The sequence below is a fragment of the Paraburkholderia sp. GAS41 genome (genome assembly GCF_050436545.1).
Lineage (GTDB): Bacteria > Pseudomonadota > Gammaproteobacteria > Burkholderiales > Burkholderiaceae > Paraburkholderia.
In genome coordinates this window covers 80,976-93,235 of record NZ_JBNDMK010000019.1, presented here as the reverse complement: position 1 = coordinate 93,235, position 12,260 = coordinate 80,976, and the positions used below count along the sequence as shown (strand labels likewise).

Sequence of the window (12,260 nt, the reverse complement as noted above, 5' to 3'; positions counted from 1 at the left end):
GGTCGCAGAGGCGCTGTTGTGGCCCCGTCATCGTTACGATGCGTGGCCGGAGAGAGTGGGTCAGGTGATATCGCTACGCGCTTATTTTGCCGCGAGACTGGCCGCCACTTCGCTGTTTTGCCAGACGTTGTCACGCACGGTGATCTTTTGCGGAATCAGATGCGCGCCGTAGAACACATCCGCAACGCTCTGCTGCGAGCGGACGATGTCGTCGGTCACAGCGGTTGTGCCATAGGGATAGCGGCGCACCCAGGTTTCGACCAGTTGCTGATCGAGGCCGACCTTCGGCGCGATCAGCGCCGCGGTTTCCGCCGGATGCTGGTTGACCCATTGACCTGTCGTGCGCAACTGGCCGAGCAGCATGCCGATGACATCGGGATGGTGCTGGGCGAAGTCGCGGGTCGCCTCATAGAAACTGTGCGCGGTGTTGACGTTTGAATAATCGGCCAGCGTGCGCGCGTGCAGTGCCTGCTGTGCAGCGGCATAGTAAGGATCCCAGATTACCCACGCGTCGACGTCGCCGCTCTCGAATGCAGCGCGGGCGTCAGCAGGCGGCAGGTAGACCGGATGGATATCCTCGTAGCGCAAGCCCGCCTTCTGCAGGACTTCGAGCAGCAGGAAGTTCGCGCTCGAGCCTTTTTGCAGGGCGATGCGTTTGCCCTTGAGTTGTGCGATCGTCTGTAGCGGCGAGCCGGTCTTGACGATCACCGCTTCGGTATGAACGCCCTCAGGTTCCGCGCCCACGTACACGAAGTTGACGCCGCCCGCCTGGGCGAACACCGGCGGTGGGGCGCCCGTATAACCGAAGTCGATGCTTTTGGCGTTCAGGGCTTCGAGCAGTTGCGGGCCGGCGGGGAACTCGAACCATTTCACGCTATAGCCGAGTGGTCCGAGCTTCTGTTCGAGCGAACCCTGCGCTTTCAAAATCGCGAGCAGGCCGGCCTTCTGATAACCGATCCGCAATACCTTGCCCGCTTCGTCGCCGTTGTTCTGAGCGAAGCTTTGGCCCGCGCTGACGAGCGTCAATGCCGTGAGCACGGCCAATGCTGTGAATGTGCCTGATGCGCGGCGGGTGGCGAGACGCGGGCGGGTGATCGGACTGCGTGTCATTCGGTGATCTCCATGCGTGCGGTCGATGCAGCAGCGTGAGCACGCTCATCCCACGCGTTTTTGCAGGGTGTATGTCGGCGCGGCTGTTATGACGTCGCTGCTGCGGTAAAGGGATCGTCGCATGGACGTGCTGTGGCGCAAACCAAGCAATGGAGATTTGGATATGACGCGCAGCAGACGCTCGGCTCACTGCGCTTCCCGCCGATGACAGCACGATTGACGGCAGCAACGCCGTGGTCACTTACTTTCTGGCGGGTGATTTTTTTGCGCTGACGGCGCGTGCGGGCTCGGCTCCGGCGGAGTTCGCGGAGGCCGTCGGCGTGGTTTCGTGCGTACTGCCGAGCTTTTCCATGATGCCTGCGACGCGATCGCCGAGATAGTCGCCGGATGCTTCTTCGAGCGCACGGTTCATTTCGGTTTCAACCAGCACCATGGCGAGGGGACGGACCCGCCAGATCGCCTCGACCAGCGCCGGCACGTCGGCGGGCGGTGGCAGCGCCCCAGCTTCGTAGCGATCGAGCTGACGCACCACGAGGTCGACCATCGCCTTGGCGACGGCATTGAAATGCGGACGTGAGATCCGCACGGCTTCGAGCAGATCGGCGAGCGGAATGCCTTCATGCACCATCGTGGCGCCAGCGGATAGCGCGGCGGGGCTATTGGCGACGAACGACAGTCCGTTGCGGTCGATCAGTCCCAGATCGACCGCTTTCGACAAAGTGCCTGGGGAGGCATTGCCGCCGAACATCTGCAGCAGTTCGACCAGCGAGTACTTCCTCGGCCGCTCGCGCGACCAGCGGCTGCCGATGGCCGTCTCGAGACCGAGAATCGAGCGCAGGTCGTGGCCCTCGTCGACGGCCTTGATCAGGTCCTGGATGTTGGCGAGCGTGTAGCCGCGCGCCAGCAGATGGTTGATGAGCTTCAGCCGCGACACATGCGTATCGTCGTACACGCCAACCCGCCCGCGCTTTTCCGGCGGCGCGAGCAGGCCACGGTCCTGGTAGGCGCGCACGTTACGCACCGTGCTGTCCGTCACCCGTGCGAGTTCGTCGACGGTGTATTCGTTGGGCGACGCGCTGGACGCTGGAGGCGCGGAGGAGGGCGTTTTCGGCATGCGGGGATTTTACCGCGGGGCGGAGGCGGGATGCTGCGTCCTCGCATGCTTCGGCTTGGCCTTGGGCTGTGTCTGAGCGCCGTGCGACGGACGCGCATGCGCGCCGTTGAGGGTGGTTTGGCCCTCACCGAAGGTAAAGGTCTGCGAGGTTTGCGCATAGGCGCTGACGGACAGCAGCAGCGCCGCGTATCCCAAACAGGTCGAAAGCTTCATGGATGCTCCTTCTGAACGAGCGCGTGAGCATACAGCAAACACGCTGGACAGCCGGGCGAGCGACCCTTTCAGCGCTGGCAGGGAGACAGACGGATGGCGGGCGGGACATCCCGCCCGCAGGCCGCTAGGCGGTGGGCCGCAGCGGCACGGTTCGCGCAAAGCGCCGCGCGCCTGCCACACAGGCCACCACGATCACCGTGACGACAATCATTACCGGCGGCACCTGCTCGTGCAGCAGCAGGCCCGCCAGCACGAGCCCGAAAAACGGCTGCAGCAACTGCAACTGGCCGACGCTGGCGATACCGCCCAAGGCGAGCCCGCGATACCAGAAAACGAAGCCGATCAGCATGCTGAAGAGTGACACGTAGGCGAGGCCCCACCACGCGGCCTGACTGACGCCGTCGAACGAGAGCGGCCGCGTCCACCAGGTGAGCGGCGCCATCAACGGCAACGACAGCACCAGCGCCCACGAGATCACTTGCCAGCCGCCGAGATGCCGTGACAGCCGGGCACCCTCCGCGTAGCCGAGTCCGCACACCACGATCGCGGCCAGCATCAAGGCGTCGCCGAGCGGCGCTGCATGCAGTCCGTCGCGCACGGCAAATGCGACCACCGCGCAACTGCCGAGCGCCGAAAACAGCCAGAACGCCGGCTGCGGACGTTCGCCGCCGCGCAGCACCCCGAAGATCGCGGTGGAAAGCGGCAGCAGACCGATAAAGACGACCGCGTGAGCCGAGGTGATATGGCGCAAGGCGAGGGCGGTGAGCAACGGAAAGCCGACCACCACGCCCAGCGCGACAACCAGCAACGGCAACAGTTCGCGCCGCGCCGGGCGTGTCTCGCGAAAAACGAGCAGCAGGATGAGCCCGAGCGTGCCGGCGATGGTCGCGCGTGCCACGGTCAGAAAGATGGGATCGAGCCCTTGCACGGCGATTCGCGTGGCCGGCAGCGAGCCGCTGAAGATCAGCACGCCGAGCATGCCGCTCACCCAGCCGCTAGAAGCGCGACTGTGGCCGGGCTGGCCGGTTTGGGACTTTTGCATCGAAATTTCCATCTGCGGGATCAAACCGCCAGCATGCGCCGGACTGGCTAAAAGTGTAAGCTATGGATCAGTACAATTCGTTCAAACTGTACCGAACGTGGAGCAGTACAGATGGCAGTCAGCACAAGAGACAATTCCAGCAATCCTGCTTCCTCGCGTACCCGCGTCGAGGTCGTGATGGACGCGCTGCGCGAACGCATTGCGAGCCGCTCGCTGATGCCCGGCGCCCGCGTGCCGTCGATCCGGATGATGACGGAGACGCTCGGCGTGTCGAAATCGACGGTCGTCGAAGCCTACGACCGGCTGGTCGCGGAAGGCACCATCGTCGCGCGGCGCGGTTCGGGGTTTTTCGTCTCCGGCCATGCGCCGCCACTCGCGCTGTCCGATCTGGGCCCGCGTCTGGATCGCGACCTCGATCCGCTATGGCTCACGCGGCAATCGCTCGAAGCTGGACAAAAAGTGCTGAAGCCCGGCTGCGGCTGGCTGCCGGCGTCATGGTTGCCGGAAGACGGCGTGCGGCGCGCGCTGCGCGCGGTGGCGCGCGACCCGCATGCGGCGCTGGCCGAGTACGCCACACCTCCCGGCCTGCCCGCGCTGCGTCACCAACTCGCCTGGCGTCTCGGCCAGCATGGGGTCGACGCGCCGCCCGAACAGATCATCCTGACCGACGGCGGCACCCATGCGCTCGATCTCGTCTGCCGTTTCCTGCTCGAGCCAGGGGACACGGTGTTGATCGACGATCCGTGCTATTTCAACTTTCAGGCCTTGCTGCGCGCCCATCGCGCGCGCATCGTCAGCGTGCCGTACACGCCGGCCGGACCGGATCTGGCGAGCTTCGAGCGGGCTCTGGTGGAGCATCGCCCGCGCCTTTATGTGACGAATTCGGCGATCCACAATCCGACCGGTGCGACGCTTGCGCCAGCCGTCGCGCATCGGCTGCTGAAGCTGGCCGGCGAACACAATCTGCTGATCGTCGAGGACGACATCTTCGCCGACTTCGAAGACGAGGCCGCGCCGCGACTGGCGGCTTTCGATGGGCTCGCGCGGGTGGTGTCGATCGGCAGCTTTTCGAAGACGCTTTCGGCGGCGGTGCGCTGCGGTTTCATCGCGGCACGCGCGGACTGGATTGAACCGTTAATCGATCTGAAGCTCGCGACATCATTTGGCAACGGTCAACTGGCGGCGAGCGTCGTGCATCGGCTGCTGGTGGACGGCACGTACCGGCGCCATCTCGAAGGACTGCGCGCGAAGCTCGCGGACGCAAGGGGTGACACGATCCGGCGCCTGACGCAAGCCGGGCTGGAAGTATGGACCCGGCCGCGCGCCGGCCTGTTCGTCTGGGCGAGGTTGCCGGCGGAACTGGATGCCGCCGAAATCGCGCGGCACGCATTGACGGAGAACGTCGTGCTGGCACCGGGCAATGTGTTCAGCGCCGCGCAATCGGCGGCGGGATTCCTGCGCTTCAACGTTTCACAGTGCAACCGGCCGAAGGCTTACGAGGCGCTGCAGCGTGCGATGGATCTCGCGCGGGTCCCGGCCTGAACCCGCGCAAAGGCCTATCAGAAAGGTGTGGAAGGCGCTGTGCAAGCGCCTCATTCCACCCCTGCGCGCAGCGTTAAGGCCGATTCATTTACACAGCATCAACACGCGCGCTTCATCCGTGCAATTTGATTTCACCGGCGCCTTGTCCGCGGTTTGCGCGGGCGATGCAGTGGTCAAACCTGCTTCGCGACGGGCAATGCAGGCGCGCAGATGCTTTTCCACCGGTGCGTAGTATTGCCAACCTTTGCCGAGACTCGGCAATTCCATCTTCACCTGCTTCCACTTCGGGTGACCGTGCTCCTGCAGGTTATCGAAGTTCGTACACAACGACTCGGCAAAGCGGTCGAGATTGACGACCGTATCGCGCAGCCCGTAGTCGTAGGTGACGAGAAAAGCCTTTACGGTGAAGGTCGGCACGTCCTCTTTCAACCAGTTAGGGTAGCTGGCGGTATGAATGATGGCTGGAAAATAGGTCTGTTTGGCGCGCGCCGTTTCGGGCGCGTTGGGATCGACCCGCAACAGGCGGAGTTGTTGCAGCAACTCCGGGTTCATGTCGGTGAACAGCTTGGCGGGCTGGCCGACCACGATCACCGCCACATCGATCTTCTTGACGATCAGCGCGGCGAGCGCGTCCTCGTTGCTGAAGTGCTGGGCGTTCTGCTCGGGAATTGGCTGGCCGAACATCAGGTGATAAATCGTGTTGGCGGATTGCGCCGTACCGCTGCCCAGCAGCCCGACGCTAATGTTCTTGTCCTTGATCTCGTTGATGGACTTGATCGGCGAATCGGCCCGTACGACGAAGTTAATCTCCTCGTCGTAGAGCGGCATGATGAGCCGTAGCGGCCGGATCGCCTGTCCCGCATCGGTATTGCCGGCGTTGGCCATGTCGACGTAGGCCTGATAGACATCCGACTGCACCAGTGCGAGCTTGACGTTGGGCTCGAAACGCATGCGCTGGACGTTCTCCGCCGAACCCTTCGACGGCACCACGTCGAGGTCGATGCCGACCGGCTCGGCCACCCATTTCGCCAGATCCGCGCCGATCTGGATATACGTGCCGCGTTCAGGGCCAGTGACGATCTTGTAGTGCGCATTGTCGGCAAGCGCGCTCGACGACGCCAGCAACAACCCGAGCCACCCCGCCAGAATTATCTTGAGCATGGTTGTTCCACCTATCGGTCTGGTTTGAACAGGCTTCGCGCGGCGAGCCGCGACGAAGCATTGGTGAGTCGGTTCAGCAACTGCCAGGTATTGCGACTTGCGTAGTGCCTGAAGATCGTGCGGACAGACGCTCAGACTTGCGCGCGTCGGCGTGCGCTCGACGGTGCGCTAATGTGCCGGTGCCGGTGCCGCTGCCGATGCCGGCGAATTCCGCCAGCCCGACTGTGCGATCGCGCGTACTTGTGCGTCGACGCTGTCAGGAGCCGGCGCGGCGGGCGCAACCTGAGCGGCCGGAGCAGGCAGAGGGGGCAGCGGCACCTGAGAGACTTTCGAGGGCGGCGCGGCGTGGTTGCCGAGCGGCGTCCAACCCGTTTCGACGATCGCCTGTTGCAGCAGCGACCTGGCCTGGACGCTGCCGCTATCGATCGCGATAGCGTCGCTGGCGCTGTGCGCCACGCAGTTCCACAAGTGGTCCTTGAGGCATACGTTGGCGGTTTGCAGCGCGGCGTCACGGCGTTGCTCGAGCGGCGTCAACTGGCTTTGGATCGCGTGTGCATCGGCGTTGTCCGGTTCCAGCGAGAACGCTGCGCCGAGCGCTGCCTGTGCGCTCGACAGGTCATGGGCGGCGGCGTACGTATGCGCGGCGCGCAGGCTTTCGGACACATCGCGATAGTGCGGGACAACCGGCTGGGCCGGCGCCTGGGTTGGCGCCGGCGTTGGCGTGGGCGCCGTGGATGGCGCTATGGACGGCGTGACGGCGGCTGTCGTGGTGCGCGTATTCGTGTTCTGATCAGGCGTGTACGGTGCGATGGAGCCGGTAGTTGATTTGGTGTCCTGCTCATCGTAGACGGGCGTGCTCGTATGATGATCGCTGAGCAGCGTGTAGCCGACATAACCTAGTATGACGACGCCAAGCACGACCAGTCCGCGGGTGAGCAGCCAGCGTGCACCCACTGAGGTACCGAGCGGCAGCTGATCCAGCGGCGGAATCGGGGTGTCCGGCGAAGCGAGATTCGGTGCGGCCGGTTCGGACTGGGCGCCCGCACGCAGCGGACGATGCAACGGACCATCCGAACCTGTGAAGTGTCCGCGCGCGGGCGCGGCGAGCGGATGAGCCGCGCCGCAGTAGGGGCACAGATCGGCGTGCTGATACAGCGCGCCACCGCAACGTTTGCACGGCGCGGGAAAACTCTGGTCAGGAGTATTTTGGGCGGACATGCGGTGACCCACCTGCGATAGGCTATGCCGATACGGCATGCGTCAGAGCGTGTCGAGGCAGCGCGCAATCGCTGCGGGAATCACGATCTACATGCGCTGGAGTTCAGCGCTCGCCACAGAAAAATGACGGCGCCGCCATGAACAATATGTGAGCTTTCGGTGTGAACGTCAATCGACGTTCGCCCCTACCCCTACCAAGTGTTCGAAACCGCACATAGCGGCGGGCCGAAGTGCTGCACATGTCGGGAGAACGAAACAGGAGGGGATCTTTTGCAAGCTGCCGGCAGCGCGAAAGCACTGCGGATTCTGATCGGATGAAGCGCTTAGCGAAGCCGGCCGCAATGGCATGCGGCTTCGCTCATCGCAGTACTCAATGTTTGCGCAACGGATGATCCTTGAGCAGCCAGGCCAGGGCGAACGCCAGCACAACCACGCACGAGGCCGACAGATAAACCGTGTGCAGCGCGCCGGCAAATGCCTGCATATAGTCGTCACGCAGCGCCGCGGGCAACTGGTGTATCGCCACCGGGCCGAGCGCGTGCGGCAACTCGGTGTCGGGCGGAATCAGCGTTTGCAGGCGGGAAGCGAGGCCGTTCGAAAATACTGCCCCGAAGCCTGCGACACCTACCGAGCCGCCAATGGAGCGGAACAGCGTGGCGCCGGACGTGGCGACACCCATATGCCTGAATTCCACGGTGTTCTGCACGGCGAGAATCAGCACCTGCATCACCATGCCCAGACCCAGTCCCAGCACGCCCATGTAGAGATACATCACATGAATCGGGGTGGAGATCTGCAGATGCGCGAGCAAGGTCATCGCGACAGCGACGAGGAACGTGCCGGCGATCGGAAACATGCGGTATTTGCCGATCTTGCTGATGATGCGTCCGGTGATCACTGACATCACCAGCAGGCCGCCCATCATTGGCAACATCTGCATGCCGGCTTCAGAAGGCGTCGAACCTTTGACCACCTGCAGATAGAGCGGAATAAACGTCACCGAGCCGAACAGCGAGACACCGATGATGAAACCGATCAGACTGCTCAGCAGAAAGGTGCGCTGCTTGAAGAGTTCGAGCGGCATGATCGGCTCGACTGCGCGCTGTTCTTCATAGATGAAGCCGCCGATACAGACGAAGCCCATTACTAGCGTGAACCACAGTTGCGGGGACGACCACGGCAGGATCGTGCCGCCCTGGCTGGTGAACAGGATGATGCAGGTGAGCGCGCCGGCCAGAAACGCCGCGCCCATGTAGTCGATGGTGTGCTTGATATGCGCGGCGCGCGGTTTGAACACCGCCCCGATCACGACCAGCGCGAGTACCCCGAGCGGCAAATTGATGTAGAAAATCCAGCGCCAGGACAGGTGCTCGACCAGGAAGCCGCCGAGCAGCGGGCCGATGACGGTAGCAAGACCGAACACGCCGCCGAATACGCCCTGGTAGCGGCCGCGCTCGGCAGGCGGAATCACGTCGGCGATGGCGGCCATGGTGACCACCAGCAATCCGCCGCCGCCAAGCCCCTGCAAGGCACGCAAGATAATCAGCTGCGTCATGTCCTGCGCGACCCCGCACAGCGCCGAGCCGACCAGGAATAGCACGATGGCTGCCTGTAGCACGATCTTGCGGCCGAACAGGTCGCCGAACTTGCCGTAGAGCGGCACGACGATGGTGGAGGTCAGCAGGTAGGCGGTGACGACCCACGACAGGTTGTTGAGCCCGCCCAGCTCACCGACGATGGTCGGCAATGCCGTTGAGACGATGGTCTGGTCCAGCGCGGCGAGCAGCATCACCAGCAGCAGGGCCGGAAACAGCAGGCGAATCGGCGGATGCTCCGTGGCTGTCGCGAGTTCCGCTGGGGTAGTGGTACGTTGATCCATGGATGGGGACCTATCGAACGGGATAAAGATGTGTTGAATGTGTTGAAATTAATTAATTCAAAGATTAATATATGCCACATCTCACCGTCAGTCAAATGAAACCACCATGACCACTGCTTCTTCCGACAAGCCCGTGCCCACCGCGCGCCGCCCCGGCAGGCCCACCGGCAGCGCGCGAGGGCCGGAGCAGCGCGCCCGGCTGCTCGACGCGGCGCTCACGCTGTTTGCGCGCGAGGGCATCGTCGATACGACGCTCGGCGCAATAGCCCGCGAGGCCGGCTTCACGCCGGCGATGGTGCATTACTACTTCAAGACGCGCGACCAGTTGCTCGACGTGCTGATCGAGGAGCGGTTTTTGCCCTTGCGCGCGGCCATTGGCGGCGCATTCGAAGCCAATCCGGACGATCCGGTGGCGGCGATCACGCAACTGGCGCGCGCGATGGTGGCGGTGGCGGTCGAACATCCATGGTTTCCGCCTTTGTGGGTCCGCGAGGTGATCAGTGAGGGCGGGCTGTTGCGCCAGCGCATGCACGAGCGTTTCGGTCACGCCCATCACGACGCTTCATTGGCGCGCATCGAGCAATGGCAGAAAGAGGGGCGGGTGAATGCGGAGTTGGAGCCGTCGCTGGTGTTTCTCACGCTGCTCGGCCTGACCATCCTGCCGCTCGCCACCTCGAAAATGTGGCGCAACGATCCGGCGCGGCGCAGTTTGACGCCGGATGACATCGCCCGCCACGCGGTGGCGTTGCTGGTGCACGGGTTGAGACCGGAGCGCGATACGCGCTAGACGGGGTATGGATAGCGTTGCTTGCAACGGCGCGGTGGCCGCTCCGATTCACGCGTGAAGGTGGGTTTCGGCGGTGCGTAGCATCGCGTCAGTGGCCTGCTGCAACTCGGCGGCGCGTTGCGTCTCGCCTGCGGCTTCGGCGGCGGCTAGAAAACCTGTCATCCAGAGCGAACTGTAGAAATAGATCGCACGTTGGGCGTCCGGCGACGGAGCCGCGCAGCGGATCAGCTCTTGCCCGTAGAAACGCCCGGCCTCGCCGACATCGGCCGCAATGTGCGCGAGCGTGGTGCCGACTGCCATCAACGGGTCGCCATAGCAGACGAAATCAACATCGATGATGCCCTGCAATTCACCCTGCTCGACGAGCACGTTCTTGAGCGTCATGTCGTCCAGAAAGCAGATGGGACGCAACGACGCGAAATAAGGCTCGACAGCGCGGCGTATCGCACGCAAGCGTGAGCGCAAATGCTCCAGCGCAGATGCGTCGTGGGGCGGTTCCTCAGTCGAGGGCTGGCCGAAGATGCCGGTCCATTGCGCGGTCGTCGCATGGCGGCGGATCGGCGCCCAGCCGAACCCTTGGCTTTCGGGCAGGCTCGCCACGCGCTTCTGATAGCCGGTCACCGTCTCGGCAATGCGCGTCGACTGCAGCGCGGACAGGCTCGCGAGCTCGTACTGAAGATCCCGCCCGGGCAACCACTCCAGAATCACGAAGGAGGCCTGCGCGGGCGTGGCGCCCGCAGCGAGAACGTTGGGTACCGGCAGGCCGAGCGTGCGCAGCGCATCGAGATTGTGCCGGGTAAAGCTGAACATGCCGCGGCGCGGATTGATACGTACCGCGACCGCGCGACCGTCGGCTAGTTGGACGCGAAAAATGGCATTGCCGCTCTCCGTGAGCGACTGGCGGCTGACGTGGACGACGCCGGTCTTCAACGCAACTTGCGCCAAGGCCGCGGCCTCGTGCTCGGCCACGTCCCTCTGCGGATGGGCGTGGCCTCGAACGGATTCGCAAGTGATGGCGGGCGCGTCGTGGGAATGCGGTGTGTCAGCCAATTTATCGTGCGCCGGGAATGGAGGGCGAGTCCATTACATCCGACCCGCACGCACGCGACAACGCGCAGATATTCCATCCTGTTACGTCGGAAAATATCTGGACGGCGAATCTCAGCGCGATTGCGCTGCGTGTGTAAGGTCAAGGCGCCAGAGCGGCGCTGTGACGTGGCCCGACATTACAGGGAGAGGCGTGCGCCAGTTTGCGGACAAACCGGATATGACCAGGCGGTAACGCGCAGAAAGACGCGGAAATATGCGGCAGACAAGGTGCGACCCGGAGGGCCGCACGCGAGGAAATATCGGAGAACGAATCGAAAGCTGAACGCAAGGCCGCGCATCGCCATGCGATGTGGCCAATCGACGACGCGCGATCTGAATGAAGCGTTACGGGTTACGGGTTTTTTTCCACGCTTCGTAGGCCGCCTTCGTCACATCATTGGGCGGATACGTCCCCGGCAGCGCCGCGCCTTCGCGAATGCGTTCCGTCAGAAACTCTTCCAGTTGTTCCTGCTCGGCGGCTGCCTTGGCAACGTCATCGGCCATCTCGCGCGGGATGACGACCACGCCGTCCGCATCGCCCACGATCACATCGCCCGGAAACACGGCCACGCCGCCGCAGCCGATCGGCACGTTGATATCGATCGCGTGATGGCGCAGCAGATTCGGCGGCGCACTCGCGCCCGCGCAAAACACCGGCAAACCGAGGGCGGCGATCGTCGTGCTGTCGCGCACCGGGCCATCCGAAACCATGCCGGCGACGCCGCGTATCTTCAGACGCTGCGTCAGGATCGAACCGAACGATGCGCTGTTGCGCTCGCCGCGGCAGTCTTGCACCAGCACATGGCCGGCGGGAATCGTTTCGACGCATTTACGCTGCGCGTACTCCGGATTCGCAAACAGCTCCAGCACGTCGATGTCCTCGCGCGACGGGATATTGCGCAAGGTGAAGGCCGGCCCCACGAGATTTTCGCCGCCCGGCGCAGCCAGCGGCGCGACACCCTGCATGAACGTGTTGCGCAGCCCGCGCTTGAATAGCTGCGTGGTGAGCGTGGCCGTGCTGACGTGACGGAGGGCTTCGAGCGTAGCGGGATCGAGTTCTTGCATCGTGAGGTCGGGTGGTGTCAGGTTGAAAAGGAGAGACTAC

At 63.8% G+C, this 12,260-nt stretch carries 11 protein-coding genes; 2 read left to right on the top strand and 9 right to left on the bottom strand.

Annotated elements, in window-relative coordinates; all coding sequences use genetic code 11:
* Positions 1–81 precede the first annotated feature (81 nt).
* The 4 genes from P3T43_RS23880 to P3T43_RS23865 all read right to left on the bottom strand — a co-directional run bounded on the left by P3T43_RS23880 (position 82) and on the right by P3T43_RS23865 (position 3,479).
* Positions 82–1,110 (bottom strand): sulfonate ABC transporter substrate-binding protein, encoded by a 1,029-nt coding sequence (locus P3T43_RS23880; protein WP_429283510.1) that lies wholly within the window; start codon positions 1,108–1,110, stop codon positions 82–84.
* Positions 1,111–1,351: 241 nt separating this feature from the next.
* Positions 1,352–2,224, bottom strand: coding sequence for a MerR family transcriptional regulator (locus P3T43_RS23875; protein ID WP_429283509.1), 873 nt, complete (start codon positions 2,222–2,224; stop codon positions 1,352–1,354).
* 9 nt (positions 2,225–2,233) lie between these two features.
* Positions 2,234–2,437 (bottom strand): hypothetical protein, encoded by a 204-nt coding sequence (locus P3T43_RS23870; protein WP_429283508.1) that lies wholly within the window; start codon positions 2,435–2,437, stop codon positions 2,234–2,236.
* Between the two features lie 124 nt (positions 2,438–2,561).
* On the bottom strand, positions 2,562–3,479 hold the full coding sequence (locus tag P3T43_RS23865; RefSeq protein ID WP_429283507.1) for a DMT family transporter: 918 nt from the start codon (positions 3,477–3,479) through the stop codon (positions 2,562–2,564).
* A gap of 111 nt (positions 3,480–3,590) precedes the next feature.
* On the opposite strand from P3T43_RS23865, the gene P3T43_RS23860 reads away from it, so the two are divergent.
* Positions 3,591–5,021, top strand: a complete 1,431-nt coding sequence (locus P3T43_RS23860) for a PLP-dependent aminotransferase family protein (RefSeq protein ID WP_429283506.1) — start codon at positions 3,591–3,593, stop codon at positions 5,019–5,021.
* A gap of 84 nt (positions 5,022–5,105) precedes the next feature.
* On the opposite strand, the gene P3T43_RS23855 is transcribed toward P3T43_RS23860, so the two are convergent.
* The 3 genes from P3T43_RS23855 to P3T43_RS23845 all read right to left on the bottom strand — a co-directional run bounded on the left by P3T43_RS23855 (position 5,106) and on the right by P3T43_RS23845 (position 9,279).
* Entirely contained in the window at positions 5,106–6,182 is a 1,077-nt protein-coding gene (locus P3T43_RS23855; RefSeq protein ID WP_429283505.1) for a TAXI family TRAP transporter solute-binding subunit, read from the bottom strand.
* A gap of 168 nt (positions 6,183–6,350) precedes the next feature.
* Positions 6,351–7,400 (bottom strand): zinc ribbon domain-containing protein, encoded by a 1,050-nt coding sequence (locus tag P3T43_RS23850; RefSeq protein ID WP_429283504.1) that lies wholly within the window; start codon positions 7,398–7,400, stop codon positions 6,351–6,353.
* Between the two features lie 370 nt (positions 7,401–7,770).
* Positions 7,771–9,279: an MDR family MFS transporter gene (locus P3T43_RS23845; RefSeq protein ID WP_429283503.1), complete on the bottom strand. Its 1,509-nt coding sequence runs from the start codon at positions 9,277–9,279 to the stop codon at positions 7,771–7,773.
* 106 nt (positions 9,280–9,385) lie between these two features.
* Between P3T43_RS23845 and P3T43_RS23840 the strand changes: the two genes are divergently transcribed.
* Positions 9,386–10,066 carry a TetR/AcrR family transcriptional regulator gene (locus tag P3T43_RS23840; RefSeq protein ID WP_429283502.1) on the top strand — a complete coding sequence of 227 codons (681 nt, stop codon included), beginning with the start codon at positions 9,386–9,388 and terminating at the stop codon, positions 10,064–10,066.
* Positions 10,067–10,114: 48 nt separating this feature from the next.
* On the opposite strand, the gene P3T43_RS23835 is transcribed toward P3T43_RS23840, so the two are convergent.
* Together P3T43_RS23835 and P3T43_RS23830 are read right to left on the bottom strand one after the other, a co-directional pair.
* Positions 10,115–11,035, bottom strand: coding sequence for a phosphotransferase family protein (locus P3T43_RS23835; protein ID WP_429283501.1), 921 nt, complete (start codon positions 11,033–11,035; stop codon positions 10,115–10,117).
* 465 nt (positions 11,036–11,500) lie between these two features.
* Complete coding sequence (locus P3T43_RS23830; RefSeq protein ID WP_429283500.1) at positions 11,501–12,220, bottom strand: ribonuclease activity regulator RraA; 720 nt, start codon at positions 12,218–12,220, stop codon at positions 11,501–11,503.
* Between the last annotated feature and the right edge of the window lie 40 nt (positions 12,221–12,260).

Excerpts from the sequence above, each read along its gene's own strand:
- P3T43_RS23870 (WP_429283508.1), bottom strand. The coding sequence starts at position 2,437 with ATGAAGCTTTCGACCTGTTTGGGATACGCGGCGCTGCTGCTGTCCGTC.
- P3T43_RS23830 (WP_429283500.1), bottom strand. The coding sequence starts at position 12,220 with ATGCAAGAACTCGATCCCGCTACGCTCGAAGCCCTCCGTCACGTCAGC.
- P3T43_RS23840 (WP_429283502.1), top strand. The coding sequence starts at position 9,386 with ATGACCACTGCTTCTTCCGACAAGCCCGTGCCCACCGCGCGCCGCCCC.
- P3T43_RS23860 (WP_429283506.1), top strand. The coding sequence starts at position 3,591 with ATGGCAGTCAGCACAAGAGACAATTCCAGCAATCCTGCTTCCTCGCGT.
- P3T43_RS23855 (WP_429283505.1), bottom strand. The coding sequence starts at position 6,182 with ATGCTCAAGATAATTCTGGCGGGGTGGCTCGGGTTGTTGCTGGCGTCG.
- P3T43_RS23875 (WP_429283509.1), bottom strand. The coding sequence starts at position 2,224 with ATGCCGAAAACGCCCTCCTCCGCGCCTCCAGCGTCCAGCGCGTCGCCC.
- P3T43_RS23880 (WP_429283510.1), bottom strand. The coding sequence starts at position 1,110 with ATGACACGCAGTCCGATCACCCGCCCGCGTCTCGCCACCCGCCGCGCA.
- P3T43_RS23845 (WP_429283503.1), bottom strand. The coding sequence starts at position 9,279 with ATGGATCAACGTACCACTACCCCAGCGGAACTCGCGACAGCCACGGAG.
- P3T43_RS23865 (WP_429283507.1), bottom strand. The coding sequence starts at position 3,479 with ATGCAAAAGTCCCAAACCGGCCAGCCCGGCCACAGTCGCGCTTCTAGC.
- P3T43_RS23850 (WP_429283504.1), bottom strand. The coding sequence starts at position 7,400 with ATGTCCGCCCAAAATACTCCTGACCAGAGTTTTCCCGCGCCGTGCAAA.